The organism is Ancylobacter sp. G4_0304 (genome assembly GCF_047501495.1).
GTDB lineage: Bacteria > Pseudomonadota > Alphaproteobacteria > Rhizobiales > Xanthobacteraceae > Ancylobacter.
In genome coordinates this window covers 33,996-52,756 of sequence record NZ_JAZDRM010000016.1, presented here as the reverse complement: position 1 = coordinate 52,756, position 18,761 = coordinate 33,996, and the positions used below count along the sequence as shown (strand labels likewise).

Sequence of the window (18,761 nt, the reverse complement as noted above, 5' to 3'; positions counted from 1 at the left end):
CGCGGCATGCGGTCGGCGCTTCAAATTTTGACTCATCGCTGGGTTGTCTATACCTAGCGATAAACATTCAGGAGCCGATTCAGTGGCAGATCAGGCGGTGAGCAGCACGCGACGCACTGTCAGTGTGGCCGACGTAAAGGTGTTTCGCGTCGTTAACCTTTTGGTTGATGAGGACAACTTCAGAATGGAGCCGAACCTCGATCAACCATCTGCTATCAAAGCAATGCTTAGAAAGCAAGGCAAGAAACTTGTTGCATTGGCCGAGGAAATTGTTGAGTTCGGCCTAAGCCGGGGTGAGTTCATCTGGGTTGCACCAGATCCGAGGCCTGAATTTCTAGGTAAATACGTTGTTTGCGAGGGAAACCGCCGAATTACTGCTCTCAAGATATTGGGACACCCGGCGCTCGCTGAGGGAACCGAATGGGCGAGGCGCTTTCGAGAGCTTTCGGTCGATTACAAGAAAAGAAAGATCACTCAGGTGCGCGCCGTACTCTATCCATCGACGGAGGCCGCTCGCCCCGATGTGTATCGTCGCCACACAAATGATCAAGATGGAAAGGGATTAGAAGCTTGGGACCCGTTTGCGCAGGACCGAGCCAACAAGCATAAGAAGGTTCGACGCAATTTATCCATGGTTGTAATGGAGCATATTACTTCAGGTACGATCGAATCTTTCGCCGAACATTTGGGACTTTATGAGCGCACGACGAATGCAGACCGCCTCCTGAGTACATTCTCTCGATCAAAAGCCGGGGACTACGGCATCAAAATACGAGCCACTCATCCTTATACGGTCGAATTTGGCGCTGACGGCCAGCGGGGAGCACAGATCCTGAAGGCAGTGCTCGCCGGTGCGGCTGTTTCAGTGAACAAGATAAAGTCGGAAGAGGAACGACTGACCACCCTCGAAAAGTTGCTCGCGCCCTTTCACCGAGAGGACCGCGACAGCGGTGAGGAGTTCGAAGAAGGAGCGCTCCGGGACGAGAAGACAGAAGCCGACGATTCAGGCGGCGGTCATGTATCCGAGGGCGGCGACACATCAGCTACCACGCGAAGCAAAACAGCTGACGCTCGCGCAGATAGCGCAAAATCCTCTCGTCGGTCATCTCATCGCGATCCTCTGAGCCGCGCTACGTTGGCGCCCACCGAAGGTGAATATGCCCTGCATGTCAAAGGCGTGCGGTTGCCGGGCCTCTATAAGGAATGCAAACAGATTAAAGTTGAAGAGAGACCGAATGCCGCCGCTATGTTATTGCGCGTTTTTTTGGAACTCTCGTGCGAAGCATACCTGGAGCATCACAACGTGAGGCCTTCAGGGCCTGGTTGGAGTGCGATAGGTACTGGCTTGGAAGTTAAAGTTCGCAAGGTGCTCGCGCGGGTCGACCCAAATAAGGACGAGCCTGATCTCCGTGACGCCCAAAATGGGATATCGGAGGATTTTGGACATATGCATTCGGTGCGCTCCCTTCATCGTGCGATGCACGACCGAAATCACTTACTGAACGCGCAGGAGCTGAAGATGGCATGGCAGCGCTGGCATCCGCTCCTAAAACGCATTCATGAGAGCATATAGTGGCGCTCTCGTGCTGGCCAGCATCCGCCTTCCCCTGTAAACTGTCACATATTCCTGAGGGGCAGCGATGCAGTTCAACACGCCTTTGAGATATCCGGGCGGCAAAGCGCGCTTGGCACAATATGCAGTTGAAATCCTGAGACTGAACGACCTCGTTGGTGGCCACTACGTAGAGCCCTACGCCGGCGGAGCAGGCATCGCACTAACGTTGCTATATTTAGAATATGTTCAGGACATCCACATTAACGACTTAAATCGATCCGTCCATGCCTTCTGGAAGGCCGCACTAGATCATAACGATGATCTATGTAAGCTTATCCGAGATCGTCCGGTCACGTTGGACGAGAGAGCCCGGCAGAAACTCATCCAAAGAGACCAAGATGCCGGAGTTCTGGAGCTTGGATTTTCTACGTTCTTCCTCAACCGCACCAACCGATCTGGCATCATTTCGGGCGGCGCTATTGGTGGAAACGATCAAAGCGGCATGTGGAAAATTGACGCTAGATATAAAAAAGATGACCTAATTTCCCGAATCGAAAAAATAGCTGACTATAAAAGTCGGATACACCTATACAACCAAGATGCATCATATTTTATTACTAGTACTCTGAAAAAAATTCCAAAAAGATCGCTTATATATCTTGATCCTCCATATTACACAAAAGGTAAAAAATTATATCAGAATCATTATAAAGAATCTGATCACATATCTATTGCAAAAATTGTGAGCAATATTCGTCAAAAATGGATCATGTCATATGATCATGTCCCAGCCATTCTTGAGCTGTATGATTCTTATAGGAAGGAACAATTCGCACTCAGTTGGTCCGCCCGTGCACGATACGAAGGTTCAGAAGTTATGATCTTCGGACCCGGTGTCGTTTCCCCCCCCAAGCTGGAGGTTTGGAGAGGTATCGCTGCATGACGGGACCAAGACGCGCAGATCGTTATGACCATTGATCAAGCTTGGCAGTGACGTCTATGCCGCGCGCGAGCCTCTCCACCTTCCGGAAAAACTCGATAACAATAGCCGTCAGGGTATTAAACTCGCCGCCCAACCACGCGGCACGGGGTGGCGGTCATGTCTGTGCACTGCTCGCGGCGCCGGTGAAAGCCGGACCCCGTCACTCGTCTCCCTCCTCTCCGCCCTCGGGCTTCTGCGTCACGTCGATCGTGCTCATCACCGCGTCGCCCTTGCGCCATTCGGTCGAAATCCGCTCGCTTGGCCAGCTCCCGTCGACCCCGTCGCCGAACCCGCTCGCTTCCACCATGGCGCCGGCAGAGAAGGCCGGATCGAACTCGGTGACGAAGAAGCCGCTGCCGGTGAGCATGTTGAGCTCCCGCGCCCGCGCCGCTGCCGCTGCCGCCGCTTCGGTTTGCGAGGCGCGAGGGTGCATCACGCTATGCATCGGCCCCCGGCGTCCCGTCGCCTGCTGCGCGCTTTCGCGCCGCCCGCCGCCGGCATCGTGCCAACTGGCCGCCACGGTGCCTTGCTGCGGTCGCGGCTCGCCCTCGATATTCCAACCGCCGCTGCCGAGCCGGCTCACGCGAATGAGGGGTAGCGATGCGCCCTTCGCGTCAGTTCCGGCGCCCTGGCGCACGACCGAGAGCCGCTCGCCGGCGGGCTTGCCGACGCCGCCATATTCGGCGGCGAGCCGCATTGCGAAATCGATCGGGCTGGACTCCCATCGCAGCGCGTAAGGGATGGTGATATCCGCCAGCGCCGGGTCGACCGCCAGCGTCAGACCGGCAGCGCGGGCGGTATCTGACAGGATCGCGCCGAGCGTGGTGTCATCCCAATGCTGCGCCCCGCCGGCCTTCACCGGCCCGGTATAGGTCGCGGCGCGGGCCGTCATCGTCATGGCCTCGACAGCGCCCGGCTGCCAGCCGGTTTGCCAGCCCTGCACCTTGAACGCGCCGAGCGGAAAGACGCCGGTCTCCGCATAGCCGGCGTAAGGGAAGATCAGATCGTCTTTCTTCGGCAGCGGCAGCTGGCGCAGATAGTCGTTCAGCGTGACGGCGAGCTCGTCGTTCTTCCATCCCACCTCGTCGGTGAGCGAGGCGCCCAGGAAATAGGGCGCCATCGAGGACATGAGATTCTGCCCGCCTTTGAACAGCTGGAAAATCGGCGTGCGCATCAATCGCCCCAGATACGCGGCACGCTGGCGCGCTTTGGTTCGGCCGCGGCGCGGGGCGGCAACTTGATGCGGGTGCCGGCGGCAAAGAATGGCCCCTTCGCCGCAAGGCCGGGATTGAGATCGAGGATCGCCTCGACCGTGCCACCCTTCTCAGTCCCCAGCTGGTCACGGGCGATGCGGTCCAGGCGCTCGCCGTCGCTCGCCACGCGATAGATGCGGTCCACCGTGCTCATGTGGTCCTCAGCTCGACATCGAAGCCGATCATCTGGCCGTCGAATTCAGAGAGATCGGTCACCCGCTCGACGACGTAGGATCCGAGCACGCTCGCCACGAAGCCGCTGCCCATGGAAAGCATGGGGAGGGCGAGCCCCATCAACTGGCTGACCCGGATCGGGTCCCACACGAGGCGCGTGTGCATGACCTTTGGCGCCGCCGGCCCGGTGTTCATGGCGGGCTTCAGCCGCCAGAGCGCCAGCGTGCGGCCGTTGCTCGGGCGAACCTCGATCAGGTAGCCGGCCGCATTGAGCCGGGCGACGTAGCTCTTCGCGGCAGCGAGGTTAACCCGCACCACGTCGGTGCTCGCGGCGTAAGCGAGCTCCCGCGCGTCGAACTGCGCGAGGTTGCGCATCGCCACCCACATCTGCTCCTGCTGGGTCGGTGGGCACTGCGAGCCATCCTCGCGCAGGCGCGGGGCAGCCGAGGGACGCGAGGTCAGGCGATACTGAGGGACAGCGGGCATTCCGCCGCGGTCGATATGACCGACGACCTCGGCAAAACCACCCTTTCGGAGCCGGCGCACATAGCGGCCGACGACCTCGTGATGCGTGCGGGTCTGCTGGACGATCATCGCGATCGTCCACGGGCCGGCCGTGTCGAGGTCGCGGATGATCGACCAGTAATCCTCGAAGCCAAGCGGGATCGAGAGGCGGATTTGATGAAGCTCCGGCATGGAGCGGCGCCCGGTCATCACGCCACCGCCAAGTCTTTGGCTTCGCGCACCCGAGGCGCCTTGGCCGTGTAATAGTCACGGCGCCCCCAAGCTACCCGGTCGACATGAGTGATGCCGCGATTGCGCGCGATCTCGGTCACCGCGTCTAGGTTGACCACGATACGCCGGGCGCGCCCGGCGCTCTGCCGGCGGATTTCGTCAAGCAGAGCGGGCTCGATCGTGAGCCCGGCACAGAAAGCTGCGGCCAGCGCGGCCGTATCCTCGATGTCGCATGCCTGAGCCGGCATCCAGTCGAGGACGCGGTTCGCCACGCGTTCAACGCGCTCGATCTTGGAGGCAAGCTTCTCCTCGCCGATCAGGATGACCGGCGCGCCGGAATGCTCCTGAATCTCGCGTACCAGCTCGATAAAGCCCTTGTCGACCAGCTTGTCGGCCTCGTCGATGATCAACGGTCGGCGCGGGTCGCTGCCGAGCTCGCCCTTCACCTTTTCCGCCATGGTGGCGACAGTTCCACGAGGCTCGATACCGAGCTCGAACATGATCGCGCGCAGCAGCGTCGAGCGCGTCCAGCTCTCGCCAACCTCTACACGCACCGCGCGCGTCCGGTTCTGAGCGAAGATCGAGGCATAGGTTTTCCCGTAGCCCGATGGCCCGTGGCAGACACCGATGCCCGGAAGGTGCGGCTTCCGATCGATCAGCTTCGAGGTCAAAGCCATGAAGCTGGCGACATTCTTGAGTGCAATCGGCCCCTTGACCTGCCCCATGCTCGTCGTCATTCTGCCTTCTCCTTAATTTGACTTTCAAATCCCGGCTTCGGCCGGGTTTTCTTTTTCCAGCGGGTCGCCATAGGTCAGGGCGAACCCCCTGAATTCCGAACCCTCGCGGTAGCCGCCCAGCCAAAGCACATCGGCCGGCGCGACCGGCTGACCGGCGCCCATGCGCTCGGCGATGGCCACGGCGCGCTTCCAGCGGTCATGCGGGTTTTCTTCGCGGCGGATCGGGGTGACGTTTTCCTCGGCCAGCAGGCGCTGCTGGAGCTCGCGGATCTCAATCGGCATCGGCGCGGGCGGCGCCGGCGGAGCCATCGCCTCGGCGGCGGCGTCAAGTGCCGGCGTGGTGTAGGCGGCTTCGCGTTTCGGGAAGGACAGCAGCGTCGCCGCATGGCCGGACGCCTCGCGGCGGATCGCATCTGCAACGTCGCGCGGCTTGATCTTGATTTTGCGCAGCTCTTTGGTGCGCTCCGCGATCAGCACCTTCTGCTCGGCCTGAGCGCGGCGGACCGCCTCGGCCGGGTCAATGCCGGCGAGCTCGGGGGCGATCGCCTCGCCGAGATAGGCCTCTCCAGCCGTATCGAACAGGAAGGCTCGCCCCAAGTTTGCCGGGTCCATGCGCACCAGCACTTCGGTGCCGACAGGCACCGCCGCGACGACGTACTTGGTGTAGTCGATCTGGACGCCTTCCTTGCCGACCACGCGGATGCCGTTGGAGCCGGCGATGGGCGCCAGCAGCATGTCGAGCGCGCGGATATCCGGCCGACGAACCGTGGTGCGGTCGGCGCTGACGACGGCAAAGGGGGTTTGACCGCCGAGGCCGCTGTGCGGCCGATGCGCATAGCGATCCTCGGCCCAACGGGTGGCGTAGTCCTGGAGCTCGTCCGGCGTCAGGTCGACCACGAACGCCTTGTCCGGGTCGCAGCCGAGGCGTTGGGCGAAGGCGCGGCGCCCCTCGATCGCCTTGCGGTCGGATACCGAATGACCGATGAAGCCCGGCAGCGTGCGCATCAGGTCGCGCTGCACCGTGCCGATGGCCCGCTCGATCGTGCCCTTCTGCCAGGGCGAAAAGGGAGCGGAGAGCTCGACCTCGATGCCGAGGCCGGCCATGACGCGCTGGGTGGCCTTCGCCACGAAGTCCGAGCCGTTGTCGGTTTTCACCCGCTCGGGCACGCCCCAGGCGATGATGGCGCGGCGCATGAGCATGCACACCGCTGCCGAGCGGGGCGTCTTGGTCACATGGATCATCAGGCGGCGCGAGAACACGTCGATCGCGACATAGATGCTGTAGCGGCCATCTTTGGTGAGTACATCGGCCGGCGACGCGTCGATCGCCCAGAGTTCGTTGCAGCGGCTCACAAGATGCGCAGTGCGCCCCGAAACGCGCAGGCGGTCCTTGAACGCGTCGGGATTGGTCAGCGCCATCAACTCGGCGGCGTAGGTCCGGCGCCACGTCTTCAAAGCGATTTGAAAGGTGCGAACGGACGGCAACGGCACCACGTCGTCGCCGATATCGAGCACCTCGCCGAAGCGGTCCTTCACCACGGTGCGGATATGGTCGGCCGAGAGGAACGGGTTCTGCGCCATATGGGCGAGGATCACCGCCCTGACATCGCCGTCATTCGCCACGTCGAGCGCGCCACGGCCGCGACGGGCGGCGCCTTTGTCGACGCCGAGGCGGTGCGTCTCTCCGGCCTTTCGGGCGGCGCGCCAGCGGAAAAGCGTGCGCGGCGTGATGGAGCGGACGGACGCGCGGACCCATTCCGCGATCTCGATCGAGCCCGCCTCATAGCCTTTGCAGAACAGCGCGTCGGCGCGGGCGCGCGACAACCCTCCCTCTCGGGTGAAACGGTCAAGCGCCACCATGATGGCCAGCCGTGCGTCCCGCGCCTCGGCGGCCGCGCTGGAGAGCCGTTCGGCTTCCGGCTCGGCCTCGGCGGCTTGAGCCACCGGCAGCGGGACGTCGATCGCCGAAAGCTGCGCCGACGCACAGGCGATACGAACATCCTGGGGCAGATCAGCGAGGTCGTAGAAGCGAGGCCGGCCGGTGCCAGTGCCAACGCGATAGCGCCAGCTTTCCCGGGTTGCGCGCATTTCGGTCGCACGCTTGGTCAAACTGAGGATGTCGGCGATCTCGCCGATCGACAGCTCCCGCATCAGCGCACACCCCGCCATTGGCGGCGCCCGGCGCGGGCAATGCGGTCAAGGCGCTCCATCTGCTCGCGCGCCATGGCCTCCTGAATGGCGCCGACATAGCGCGTCTCGATGCTGACCCGGTCGAGCGGATCGAGGGCGAGCTGGAGCGGACGATGGTCGCCGGTGACCGCACACAACGCGACGAGGCGGCCGTAGGAAATGGTGTGTTCGTCCTTGGCCTGAGAGGCGTAATTGTCGAGCATGGCTTTGGAGACCGCCTCGCCGCCGAGGTACTCGGTCATTTCCTCGGCGATCTGTTCGCGCGACTTTTCTTTGCAGCCGTCCAGCACCTCGGCGACCGCCAGCGCGATGCGCTCGCGCAGGGTGCGGGCGCACAGCACGCGTTCGTCCGGCCGGTCGGTGACCGCCGGCGGCGTCCAGTCGGCGAACAGGTCAAGGGTCCGGGTGTCGCGGCGGCGGTTCATTCCTCGCCTCCGAACAGTTCGGGGCACCGCTGGCGGATCAGCATCTCGTTGCGCTGGAGCCATTCGAGCGTCCGTTGCGCGGCCGTGAGGCGGCGCACGCGGAAATCGGCAAGCGAAACGCCGAGCTGCCGGCGTGCGATCTTGCTGCTGTACTCGACGCGCCGCTCTTCGAGCGTGGTGCCGACTTCCTCGATCTGCTGGGCAAGGACAACGCGCATATCAGCGACTTCCCTCACGCGCAGCCATCCCGAACTCTTCTGGAAGCGGCATGGCGCGCCAGAGCGGCACGCCCGGATGGCGCGTGAGTGCTGGCGACGTGTTGAGCCAGAGCGCGAGGCCCGCCGCGACATCGGCATCGCCGATCACGAGCACGTTGTGGCGCGTGACAGCTTCACCAATAAGCATGGTGGCGCTGTCGGCCGGGCCGGGATCGATGGTCACCGACCCGCTCCAGTAGATGCAGCCGGAGCGGTGTTCGGGCTCAAAGCGACCGATGACGTACATCATGCTCACCACCCGATTCCGTGCCGGCAGAGGTCGGCCATAACGGTCGCCAACCCGATCACCAGCGCGGCGACGACCAGCACTTGGGAGATCGCGTCACCTACCGAGGTACGGCGACGGCTGTGGCGGCGTGTGCGTAGGCGCGGATTGAGTGTCATGTCAGGCGACCTCGCGCTTTTGGACATGGACGGGGGGCTGCAAAACGTTATTTTTGGCTCGCCAGAACGCGGGCCTTTCGACGGGGATTCGTGCTCCGTCGGTCGACCAGTGCTCGGGAAAGAGCTCCTGCGCGGTGAAGCCGAGCGTCCGTGCGAGCGCCTCCTCGATCGGGATGGAGGAGCGGCCGCTCGCGGTCTGCTGAATGGCTTGATGAGACACGCCGATCTGCCGCGCTAAGCTGCGCCAGGTGTGACCGGCGAGACGAAGGCGCATGCGGATCCACTCCCGCCGCTCGGCGGGATTTTTTGGGATGTCAGAGGTTGAACGTGCGATTGCCATGGCAATCATTCATACACGGATTTTCGTGCACGGAAACGGCGTTTTCGTGCTTCGCAAAGGCGCGCGATCGCTTTAGGCACGAAAATTCGTTCATATTGTTGATTGAGCACGCTAATTCGCGTCCGCGGAGCGTGGTTCGATGACTGCGAAAATTGTTCGCAAAGCGAGCGGCCTGGATGTCGAACTTCGCGAAAGGCTGAAAGAATTCCGCGAATCACTCGGTTTGGAGCAAAAGCAGCTCGCCGAGCTGACGGGCACGGCTTTCCGTACCTATCAGGACTATGAGCTCGGAAACTCGCCGCCGAAGATCGGCTTTGTTCGGAAGCTCGCTGAGCTGGGGTGCGATCCGACCTGGTTCTTGACGGGTCTCACGCATGGAGCCCAGGAACCGTTAGCGACGCATGTTCCCGACGTCGAGAGGCTTTCCTTTCGGGCCTCCGCGGGAAATGGCCGTACAATCCTTGAGGCTACGGGAAAGAAGGTGGCCGTTCGGGCAGAAGTCTTGCAACGGCTCAATTTGCGCCCGGATTACGCGCGCTATGTTGAGGCAGATGGCGACAGCATGGCTCCGACTATCTGCCATGGCGACCCCATGATCATTGATGTCTCACCGGAAGCTCGCGGACGCATTCGCGACGGTTCAATTTACGTGTTCACGATAGGTGATGAAGCCTATGTGAAGCGATTGCGCCGGGAGCCCGGTGCAATCATTATGATGTCGGACAACAAAGAGGCATTTCCCGAGCGCACCGTTCCGCCGGGAGAGATATTTTGTATCGTCGGCCGGGTGCGTTGGGGGGAGCGAGAACTTTGAAACGTTGGACTTTACTTATCACCTTGCTGCTTCCACTGGAAGCCAAAGCCGCAGAGGTCAGGGTAGATCGATACGACAAGGGATTTAACGCTGCTGCGGATAAGGTGGGCGCCCCCTTCCGCATCAACCCTCCCGACTGCCATGAGCGCACGTGCAATTATGTCGGAAACCACGGCATTTCAGTTGCAACGGCGGCACCGGCAGCTGGAAGAAACCTAAACGACAGCGTAATCCGCGTCCCGCTCTCGGTTTCGAACATCGAATTCGCGTCGATCCTGCTGGCCACCTTGGGCATGTTTTCGCCGGATCACAGCGATGCTGCGCGGGCTACCTTTGCCCAGACGCTCTCGGCGCAGCTCGTCCGGGATAAGGCTCGCGCGGAGGGACGTTTGGGGGGCTGGATCTACGTTCTGCGTCTCGATCCCGGTGAGCGTTGGCGCGTCATCGTTCGCAAGCCGGACGCCTAATGCTGACATCCGATCCTTCGCGGCTCGGCAACTGCCCGGATCACTGACATCTGATCCTTCGCGGCTCGGCAACTGCCCGGATCACTGACATCTGATCCTTCGCGCTCTGCACCGGGGACAGCCTTCGCGCCGCCGCCCGCAAACGCCCGCCGGATAACGCTTTCAACCGCTCGATCCCGCCTCTTCTCGCCTAATCCCGCCAAAGCCCCTGCTGACATCTGATCCTTCGGTTAACACAAGGCCGCCGCCGAGCATGAAGGCGAGGGCGAGCGCGCCGCCGATCCCGGTCTGCCGCACCAGCTGGAGCGGTTGGCGGCCGTGCACCAGCAGCGTCTGCATCCAGCCTTTGTACCAGCGCGAGCGCTGCCGCAGCCAGGCGCGGGCACGGCGTGGGGCTTCCTCGTCGGTGGTCGAGGCGATCACCATAGTCCGCCAGTCGTGACGGGCGAGGCGCACGCCAAGATCGGCGTCCTCCGTGACGTTATAGGGATCCCATCCCCCTATGCGCTCCAGCGCCGCGCGGAGAAAATGGTTCGAGGTGCCGCCGAGCGGCAGCGGCAGGTTGTAGCCGGAGAGCATGGGCAGCACCACGTCGAAATGGGCGGCGTATTCGGCCGCGAACTGCCGCGTGATCCATGAGTCCGCAAGGTTGTCGATGGTGAGGCGCGCCTGGACGCAGGCGAGGTTCGGCCCCCCGCGCCGAAACGCGGTGCAGACGCGGCGGAGCTGCTGCGGCTCTGGAATGTCCTCGGCGTCGAAAATGCCCACGATGTCGCCGGTGGCGAAGGCCAACGCGGCGTTGAGCGCCTTGGGCTTGGTGCGCGGGCCGAGCGTCGGCGCGACGATGATGTCGAAGCCGGGCCGGCGCAGATGCGCGGCCAGCGCGGCGGCGGTCTCGCGATCGTCCGCCTCGACCACGAGCAGCACCTGCAGCTTCTCGGGCGGATAGTCGAGCGCCTCCAGCGCGTCCACGAGTTGGGGCACGACCCGCGCCTCGCGGTACAGCGGCACGAGCAGGCTGTAGCGCGGCAGGGCGCGCTCGTCGCGCATCGGCGGCGGATCGGGGTCCGGCACATAAGTGCAGGCCGCGATCCGCAGACCCGACCAGCCCAGCACCAGCGCCGCGAGCACCAGCGCCACCGCCACCATTGCGGCCGAGGGCAGGAAATGCATGGCGACGGGCAGCATCACCAGGAGCAACGCGAGTCCCGCCAGCAGATAGCGTGACGCGCCGAGCGTGCGGGCCGACAGCGCGGGAAAGTCTTGCCACAGGCGGAAGGCGGCGTGCCCGGCGAGTTCCGTGGCGAAGCGCGCCCTGACATGACCGATGAAGCGTTCGGGCGTGGTCAGACACAGCCTTGCCGCCAGTTCCGGCCGCTCCGCCAGCTTGTCCATCAACGCTCGCAGCCGAAGGCCGCGCGCGGCGACGACGATGCGGCCGTCCGGCAGGCGGGCGGTGCCGGAGCGCAGCATGTCGAGAACGGTGCGCGAAGCTATCCGCCGAGCCGGGGAGGCCGGCGCCTCTTCCAGCGGCAGGAAATCGACCTCGGCCTGCCGCGCGGCGCCGCGGGCCAGCTCGTCGGACGTGGAGAGGCTGGCGGCGAGCAGCACCTCGTCCGCGCCGACGCCGAGGCGCCCGGCGCGGTCGGTGGCTTGGACGAGGATGTAATGCGCTCGCGAACCGGCCAAACCGGCGATTTCGGCCGGCGCATCGGCGGGGGTAGCGGGCCGGGAATGCGGGCCGCCCAGCTCCGCCCCCCCGAAATCGATGCGCTCCGCGCCCGGGCACTCCAAGCCTGTGCGCTTCATTATTGCGCCGCCCCGCACGCCCCTCGCATCGCCGCGATTGAAGCGTTACAACGGCAGCGCGGCAATCTCAGTTGCCACGCGGAGAGGCGTCAGGTGCGGTCTATTGTATTAAAACAACTGTGGCGTTGTATTTTTATCGCGCTAATTTTGTACAGTTCGTCCCCTTCGGCATACGCCCAGCAGCCCGCCGCCGCTCCTGAGGTCCCTTCCGCCCCTTCTGCGCAGGCGGCCCCGCCGGTGTTCGTGCCCGGCTTCTGGGACCCCAAGCGCCGGCCGGAGCGGCCGGATGTCACCCGGCTGCCGACCCAAATCCGCTTCGTGACCACCGAGGACTACCCGCCCTTCAGCTTTCGCGGCGAAGGCGGGCGGCCGGTGGGGTTCAATGTCGACATCGCCCGCGCCATCTGCGTCGAGCTGGCGATCAGCTGCACGCTGGAGGTGATGCCGTTCGACCAGTTGGTCGCCGCGCTGGATTCCGGGGCGGCGGACGCGGCGATCGCCGGCATCGCCATCACCGCCACCAGCCGCGAGGCGCTGGATTTCACTGATCGCTATTTCCGCTCGCCGGCGCGCTTCGTGGGGCGAAAGGTGCAAGCCTTCAAAGGCGTAGCCCCGCCCGATCTTGCGGGGCTCAACATCGGCGTGGTCGGGGGCACCGCTCATGAAGCCTTCCTGCGCGACCAGTTCTTCGAGGCGGTGGTGCGCCCGTTCCCGACTTCCGAAGCCGCGCGCGAGGCGCTGAAGAAGGGCGAGATCGACCTCGTTTTCGGTGATGGCGTGCAGCTCGCGCTCTGGCTGAACGGTACCTCGTCGGAGAATTGCTGCGCCTTCATCGGCGGCCCGTTCACCGAGAGCCGCTATTTCGGCGAGGGCATGGGCGTGGCGGTGAAGAAGGGCAACGACGCCCTGCGCCAGTCGCTGAACTACGCGTTCGCCCAGCTCTGGGAAGAGGGCGTCTATACCGACCTCTATCTGCGCTGGTTTCCGATCAGCGTCTATTGACGATGAACCGGTTGCCGGCGGCTCGATCGAGCCGCTCCTGCGTTTTGTGAGCCCGCGAGGTTCAATTGTCGTGCCGGATTGGTCTATAAGGTATTATGCGGCGTCACTCCCGACGCGCAAGGCCAGTTCAGGAGACGACATACCTTATGATGGAGACGGTTCAGAGGTTCCTCTTCGAGCATCAGTGGCTCTACACGATCCTTGCACTGACGGTGCTGATCCTCATTGCCTCGTTCGCGAATTTCGTGGTGAAGAAGATACTTCTGCGTATCGTCGATCGTCTTCTGGGCCGAACGATCTTCCGCAGGGACGCCGAGATCCGGCGTCATAGCGTCATTGAGCGGCTCGCCAACATCATGCCCGCGGTGGTGATCGCGGCGGGCATCTCGATGGTGCCGGACCTGCCATTCGCCGTGGTCACCGTCGTCAAGAACGTCGCGCGCGCCTTTGTCATCCTGACGCTGGCGATGGCGCTGGCCTCGGCGCTGAGCATCGCGGACACGCTTTATCACCGGCGACCCGACGCCCGGCTGCGGCCGATCCGCAGCTACATCCAGATCCTCAAGATCGGCATCTATATTTTCGCGGCGATCCTGATCATCGCGACGCTGATCGACCAGTCGCCGCTGATCCTGCTGTCCGGGCTCGGCGCCATGGCGGCGGTGCTCATTCTGGTGTTCCAGGACACGCTGCTCTCCCTCGTCGCCTCGATCCAGATTTCGTCCACCGACATGGTGCGGGTGGGCGACTGGATCGAGATGCCGAGCCTCAACGCCGATGGCGACGTGGTGGAGATCGCCCTGCATACGGTGCGGGTGCAGAACTGGGACAAGACCATCACCACCATCCCGATCCGCAAGCTGGTGTCGGATTCCTTCCGCAACTGGCGCGGCATGCAGGAGGCGGGCGGACGGCGCATCAAGCGCTCGATCTATCTCGACCAGACCAGCATCCGCTTCCTGAACGACGAGGAAATCGCCCGGCTCAGCCGCTTCCGCCATCTGGAAGCCTATCTGGAGCGCAAGCAGCGCGAGCTGAAGGAATGGAACAGCCAGCTTGGCGAGCGCAGCACCATCCGCGCCAATATGCGCCGCATCACCAATGCCGGCACGTTCCGGGCCTATGTCGAGGCCTATCTGCGCTCCCACCCGCAGCTTCACCAGAACATGACCCTGCTGGTGCGGCAGTTGCCGCCGAGCCCCGAGGGCCTGCCGCTGGAAATCTACTGCTTCACCAGCACCACCGCCTGGGCCGCCTATGAGAGTATTCAGGCCGACATCTTCGATCATCTGTTCTCGCTGCTGCCGGAATTCGGGCTCTCGGTGTTCCAGAGCCCGAGCGGCGCGGACTTCAAGCGCTGGGCATCCGACCCGGCGCCGCTGCAATTGAGCGGGGCCTGACGGCAGGCCGGCACGTGCGGCCGCCGCCCCCACACGGTGGCTCCGCGCGGAAAAGGCGTTCAGTTTTGCGCCAACTTGCTCTAGAGCATGTCGCCTTGGGCGCGGGCGCCGAGCCGCCCGCGCGTGAAAACGTTTCAGGAGAGCCTGTCATGACGGCGACCGCTCCGGTCGAGGATGTTGCAAACGAACTGCGCGCGCAGGCGGAGACCGCCGGCGCCTGGCCGTTCGAGGAAGCCCGCAAGATCGTCGAGCGCCTGAAGCGGAAACCCAAGGCGGAAGTGCTGTTCGAGACCGGCTACGGCCCCTCGGGCCTGCCCCATATCGGCACCTTCGGCGAAGTGGCGCGCACCACCATGGTGCGCCACGCCTTCCATGTGCTGACCGATGGCAAGATTCCGACCCGGCTGCTGTGCTTCTCCGACGACATGGACGGCATGCGCAAGGTGCCGGACAACGTGCCGGACCCGGCGGCGCTGAAGCCCTATCTGCAACTGCCGCTGACCAAGGTGCCCAACCCGTTCGGCGGTGGCTATGCCAGCTTCGGCGACCATAACAACGCCATGCTGCGCCGCTTCCTCGATACGTTCGGCTTCGACTACGAATTCGCCAGCGCCACCGAGTATTACGCTTCCGGCAAGCTCGACGCGGTGCTGCTGAAGGCGGCGGAGAAGTACGACGAGATCATGGGCGTGATGCTGCCGACGCTCGGCGAAGAGCGGCAGGCGACCTATTCGCCGTTCCTGCCGATCTCGCCGACCTCGGGGCGCGTGCTCTACGTGCCGCTGAAGAACGTGGATGCCAAGGCCGGTACCATCACCTTCACCGACGAGGACGGGGTGGACAAGACCGTGCCCGTGACCGGCGGCCATGTGAAGCTGCAGTGGAAGCCGGATTTCGGCGCCCGCTGGGCGGCGCTCGACGTCGATTTCGAGATGTTCGGCAAGGATCACCAGACCAACGCCCCGGTCTATGACGCCATCTGCAACATTCTCGGCGGGCTGGCGCCGGAGCATTATGTCTACGAGCTGTTCCTCGACGAGGTCGGCCAGAAGATCTCGAAGTCGAAGGGCAACGGCATCACCATCGACGACTGGCTGACCTATGCCAGCCCGGAGAGCCTGGCGCTGTACATGTTCCAGTCGCCGCGCTCGGCCAAGAAGCTGCATTTCGACGTGATCCCGAAGGCGGTGGACGAGTATTTCAACTTCCTCGCCCGCTACCCCTCGCAGGACTGGAAGACCCGGCTCGGCAATCCGGTATGGCATATCCACGCCGGCAACCCGCCGCAGATCGAGCTGCCGATCAGCTTTGGCCTGCTGCTCAAGCTGGCTTCCGCCTCCAATGCCGAGGACAAGGCGGTGCTGTGGCGCTTCATCGAGCGTTACGCGCCCGGTACGTCGCCGCAAAGCAACCCGACCATGGACCAGCTCGCCGGTTATGCGGTGCGCTACTTCATCGATCGCGTGAAGCCCTATCGTCAGTTCGACGCGCCGACGCCGTTCGAGGCGCAGGTGCTCGGCGAACTGGATGCGGCGCTGGCCGGGCTCGGGGCCGTGGACGATGCGGAGATCCAGAATGTGATCCTCGACGTCGCGCGCGTGCATCCCGAGTATCAGAACCTCAAGGCGAAGTCGCCGACCGGTGGTCCGGGGGTCTCGCGGGCGTGGTTCGAGATGCTGTACCGCACGCTGCTCGGCGAGAAGGAAGGCCCGCGCTTTGGCTCCTTCGTCGCGGCCTACGGCATTCCCGAGACCCGCGCCCTCATCGCCCGCGCGCTCTCGGGCGAATTGGCCAAGGCCGCCCCGTCTTCGGACGCGGCGTGATGGACAATCCCGCGGCGGCCTGACCGTCGCGGGAGCTTCCATGGAGACCCGACGCGGCCTAACCTCGGGAAAAACGGGGAGGACGCGATGACCGACGACACGCCGCACCACCATTCCCACGACGGCGAGCGCTGGAAGCATGACGGCGTGCGCGTCATCAAGGGCGACCAGCTGGATGCGAACACCGCGCAGACGCCGGGCATGTTCCGTCAGGCAGCGATCAACCATGCCCGCGTCGGCGCGCAGAAGATATGGGCCGGCACCGTCACCATCCAGCCCGACGCCAAGACCGGCGTGCACCACCACGGCGCGCTGGAAAGCGTGATCTATGTGGTGCGAGGCAAGGCGCGGATGCGCTGGGGCGACCATCTCGAATATGTCGCCGAGGCCGGTCCGGGCGATTTCATCTTCGTGCCGCCCTATGTGCCGCATCAGGAGATCAACGCCGACCCGGGCGCGCCGCTGGAATGCGTGCTGGTGCGCTCCGACAATGAGGCGGTGGTGGTGAACCTCACCGATGTCGCGCCGGTGGAGCAGCCGGAAGAGGTGTACTGGGTCGACCCGATCCACAAGGCACCGGAATAGGCCGGGGGCGTCATCCCGGATGGGCCGCAGCACCGAGCCGGGATCGTTTCGCGCGCGCGGTACGCGATCCCGGCTCTCCGGCCTCGCCTCCCGCCGGGATAACGGTGTTGCTATCCCTTCGCCTGCGCCGCCAGCGATTTTTCGCGTAGCGCGGTGAGCGAGGTCGTGGGCGAGAGCGCCTCCGGATCGAGCTTCATGTGGACGATCGCCGGCATGCCGCTCGCCCGTGCCGCCTCCAGCGCTGGCACCAGTTCCTCGTCGCGCTGCACCGTGATGCCGAAGCCGCCAAAGGCGCGGGCATAGGCGGCAAAGTCCGGGTTCTTCAGCGAGGTGCCGAATACGCGGGTGGGATATTCCCGCTCCTGATGCATGCGGATCGTGCCGTACATGCCGTTGTCGACCACCACGGCGAGGATCGGCACCTCATATTGCACGGCCGTCGCGAACTCCTGGCCGGTCATCAGAAAATCGCCGTCACCGCACACCGCCACCGCCAGATGATCGGGCCGGGTGCGCTTGGCCGCGATCGCCGCCGGCAGGCCATAGCCCATCGAGCCGGAGGTCGGGGCGAGCTGGCTGCCGAAGGCGCAGAAGCGGTGAAAGCGGTGCAGCCAGATCGCGAAATTGCCGGCGCCGTTGCAGATCGTGCTGTCCACCGGCAGGTCGCGCAGCCATTTCACCAGCGTCGCCATCTGCACCGGGCCGGGATTGGCCGGCGGCTCCTCGGTCCAGGCAAGATAGTCGGCCCGCGCGGCCTCGCGCCACGCTCGCCAGCCGATCGCGTTCGGCGGCTGCACGCCTTCCAGCGCGGCGGCGAAGGCGGCCGGGGAGGCGTTGATGGCGAGCGTCGGCTGGTAGACGCGGCCGAGCTCTTCCGGGTCGGCGTGGATGTGGACGAAATTCATCGCCGGGGAAGGGATGTCGAACAGCGTATAGCCCTGCGAGGGCACCTCGCTGAGCCGCCCACCCAGCGCGATCACGAGGTCGGCCTGCTTCAGCCGGGCGACCAGCTTCGGATTGATGCCGAAGCCGACATCGCCGGCATAGCTGGCGTGATCCTCGGGGAACAGCATCTGGCGGCGGAACGAGGCGCAGACCGGCAGGTCGAACCGCTCGGCGAAGCGCTTGACGCTGGCCATGGCGTTCGCGTTCCAGCGGCTGCCGCCGAGCATGAGGATCGGGCGCTCGGCGCTCCACAGCAGCTTCTGCAGGCGCATCATGTCGGTGAGGCCGGGCCAGGTCTCGGCGGGCTCGACCGGTGGCGCGTCCGGCACGCTGGCGACTTCCGCCAGCATATCCTCGGGCAGCGCCACCACCACCGGACCGGGCCGGCCCTGCATGGCGACGCGGAAGGCGCGGGCGACGATCTCGGGGATACGGGCGGCCTCGTCGATCTCCACCGCCCATTTGGCAAGCGTGCCGAACACGGCGCGGTAATCCACCTCCTGGAACGCGCCGCGCCCGCGCATCGAGCGGCCGATCTGCCCGACGAACAGGATCATCGGCGTGGAATCCTGCTCGGCGATGTGCACGCCGGCGCTGGCGTTGGTGACGCCCGGCCCACGCGTGACGAAGCAGATGCCAGGCCGGCCGGTGAGCTTGCCCACCGCTTCCGCCATCATCGCCGCGCCGCCTTCCTGCCGGCACACCACGAAGTCGAGCGCGGTATCGGCCATGGCGTCCAGCACGTCGAGATAACTCTCGCCGGGAACGCCGAAAGCGCGGGTGACGCCATTGGCGATAAGCGCGTCGACCAGGATGCGCGCGCCGGTACGGGGAAGAGGGGTTTTGCTCATGGAACGGCTGCT

The 18,761-nt window shown here is 64.2% G+C and carries 19 protein-coding genes; 8 read left to right on the top strand and 11 right to left on the bottom strand.

The window, feature by feature from the left end; translation table 11 throughout:
* Window positions 1-82: 82 nt before the first annotated feature.
* Both VRZ77_RS11075 and VRZ77_RS11070 read left to right on the top strand, forming a co-directional pair.
* A complete protein-coding gene (locus VRZ77_RS11075; protein ID WP_414592712.1) occupies window positions 83-1,573 on the top strand; it encodes a hypothetical protein in 1,491 nt (496 codons plus the stop codon).
* A 67-nt stretch (window positions 1,574-1,640) separates the two neighbouring features.
* Complete coding sequence (locus VRZ77_RS11070; protein ID WP_414592711.1) at window positions 1,641-2,498, top strand: DNA adenine methylase; 858 nt, start codon at window positions 1,641-1,643, stop codon at window positions 2,496-2,498.
* Window positions 2,499-2,697: 199 nt separating this feature from the next.
* Here the strand turns inward: VRZ77_RS11070 and VRZ77_RS11065 are convergent, their stop codons facing one another.
* The 9 genes from VRZ77_RS11065 to VRZ77_RS11025 all read right to left on the bottom strand — a co-directional run bounded on the left by VRZ77_RS11065 (window position 2,698) and on the right by VRZ77_RS11025 (window position 9,053).
* Window positions 2,698-3,711, bottom strand: a complete 1,014-nt coding sequence (locus tag VRZ77_RS11065) for a phage late control D family protein (RefSeq protein WP_414592710.1) — start codon at window positions 3,709-3,711, stop codon at window positions 2,698-2,700.
* Complete coding sequence (locus VRZ77_RS11060) at window positions 3,711-3,944, bottom strand: tail protein X (RefSeq protein WP_414592709.1); 234 nt, start codon at window positions 3,942-3,944, stop codon at window positions 3,711-3,713. The genes VRZ77_RS11065 and VRZ77_RS11060 overlap by 1 nt, the downstream gene beginning before the upstream one ends.
* Window positions 3,941-4,678, bottom strand: coding sequence for a hypothetical protein (locus VRZ77_RS11055; RefSeq protein ID WP_414592708.1), 738 nt, complete (start codon window positions 4,676-4,678; stop codon window positions 3,941-3,943). Before VRZ77_RS11055 ends, VRZ77_RS11060 begins: the two co-directional genes overlap by 4 nt.
* On the bottom strand, window positions 4,678-5,436 hold the full coding sequence (locus VRZ77_RS11050) for an AAA family ATPase (RefSeq protein ID WP_414592707.1): 759 nt from the start codon (window positions 5,434-5,436) through the stop codon (window positions 4,678-4,680). The genes VRZ77_RS11055 and VRZ77_RS11050 overlap by 1 nt, the downstream gene beginning before the upstream one ends.
* Before the next feature lie 24 nt (window positions 5,437-5,460).
* Window positions 5,461-7,587 carry a DDE-type integrase/transposase/recombinase gene (locus tag VRZ77_RS11045; RefSeq protein ID WP_414592706.1) on the bottom strand — a complete coding sequence of 709 codons (2,127 nt, stop codon included), beginning with the start codon at window positions 7,585-7,587 and terminating at the stop codon, window positions 5,461-5,463.
* On the bottom strand, window positions 7,587-8,051 hold the full coding sequence (locus VRZ77_RS11040) for a hypothetical protein (RefSeq protein WP_414592705.1): 465 nt from the start codon (window positions 8,049-8,051) through the stop codon (window positions 7,587-7,589). The genes VRZ77_RS11045 and VRZ77_RS11040 overlap by 1 nt, the downstream gene beginning before the upstream one ends.
* On the bottom strand, window positions 8,048-8,269 hold the full coding sequence (locus tag VRZ77_RS11035; protein WP_414592704.1) for a hypothetical protein: 222 nt from the start codon (window positions 8,267-8,269) through the stop codon (window positions 8,048-8,050). Before VRZ77_RS11035 ends, VRZ77_RS11040 begins: the two co-directional genes overlap by 4 nt.
* A 1-nt stretch (window position 8,270) precedes the next feature.
* Window positions 8,271-8,558 (bottom strand): hypothetical protein, encoded by a 288-nt coding sequence (locus tag VRZ77_RS11030; RefSeq protein ID WP_414592703.1) that lies wholly within the window; start codon window positions 8,556-8,558, stop codon window positions 8,271-8,273.
* Between the two features lie 156 nt (window positions 8,559-8,714).
* On the bottom strand, window positions 8,715-9,053 hold the full coding sequence (locus VRZ77_RS11025; protein WP_414592702.1) for a helix-turn-helix domain-containing protein: 339 nt from the start codon (window positions 9,051-9,053) through the stop codon (window positions 8,715-8,717).
* 139 nt (window positions 9,054-9,192) lie between these two features.
* Here VRZ77_RS11025 and VRZ77_RS11020 point away from each other — a divergent pair, with 139 nt between their 5' ends.
* On the top strand, window positions 9,193-9,867 hold the full coding sequence (locus VRZ77_RS11020) for an XRE family transcriptional regulator (RefSeq protein ID WP_414592701.1): 675 nt from the start codon (window positions 9,193-9,195) through the stop codon (window positions 9,865-9,867).
* The gene (locus tag VRZ77_RS11015) at window positions 9,864-10,334 is read left to right on the top strand and encodes a hypothetical protein (RefSeq protein WP_414592700.1); all 471 of its coding nucleotides are present in this window, start codon (window positions 9,864-9,866) and stop codon (window positions 10,332-10,334) included. Before VRZ77_RS11020 ends, VRZ77_RS11015 begins: the two co-directional genes overlap by 4 nt.
* A 162-nt stretch (window positions 10,335-10,496) precedes the next feature.
* Here VRZ77_RS11015 and VRZ77_RS11010 read toward each other — a convergent pair whose 3' ends face one another.
* A complete protein-coding gene (locus VRZ77_RS11010; protein ID WP_414592699.1) occupies window positions 10,497-12,143 on the bottom strand; it encodes a glycosyltransferase in 1,647 nt (548 codons plus the stop codon).
* 237 nt (window positions 12,144-12,380) lie between these two features.
* Between VRZ77_RS11010 and VRZ77_RS11005 the strand changes: the two genes are divergently transcribed.
* The 4 genes from VRZ77_RS11005 to VRZ77_RS10990 all read left to right on the top strand — a co-directional run bounded on the left by VRZ77_RS11005 (window position 12,381) and on the right by VRZ77_RS10990 (window position 16,953).
* Window positions 12,381-13,145 carry a transporter substrate-binding domain-containing protein gene (locus VRZ77_RS11005; protein ID WP_414592698.1) on the top strand — a complete coding sequence of 255 codons (765 nt, stop codon included), beginning with the start codon at window positions 12,381-12,383 and terminating at the stop codon, window positions 13,143-13,145.
* Window positions 13,146-13,294: 149 nt separating this feature from the next.
* Window positions 13,295-14,545 carry a mechanosensitive ion channel family protein gene (locus VRZ77_RS11000; RefSeq protein WP_414592757.1) on the top strand — a complete coding sequence of 417 codons (1,251 nt, stop codon included), beginning with the start codon at window positions 13,295-13,297 and terminating at the stop codon, window positions 14,543-14,545.
* Window positions 14,546-14,694: 149 nt separating this feature from the next.
* Entirely contained in the window at window positions 14,695-16,368 is a 1,674-nt protein-coding gene (locus VRZ77_RS10995) for a lysine--tRNA ligase (protein ID WP_414592697.1), read from the top strand.
* Window positions 16,369-16,455: 87 nt separating this feature from the next.
* Window positions 16,456-16,953, top strand: a complete 498-nt coding sequence (locus VRZ77_RS10990; protein ID WP_414592696.1) for a cupin domain-containing protein — start codon at window positions 16,456-16,458, stop codon at window positions 16,951-16,953.
* Between the two features lie 110 nt (window positions 16,954-17,063).
* Here VRZ77_RS10990 and VRZ77_RS10985 read toward each other — a convergent pair whose 3' ends face one another.
* Window positions 17,064-18,749 (bottom strand): thiamine pyrophosphate-binding protein, encoded by a 1,686-nt coding sequence (locus tag VRZ77_RS10985; RefSeq protein ID WP_414592695.1) that lies wholly within the window; start codon window positions 18,747-18,749, stop codon window positions 17,064-17,066.
* Between the last annotated feature and the right edge of the window lie 12 nt (window positions 18,750-18,761).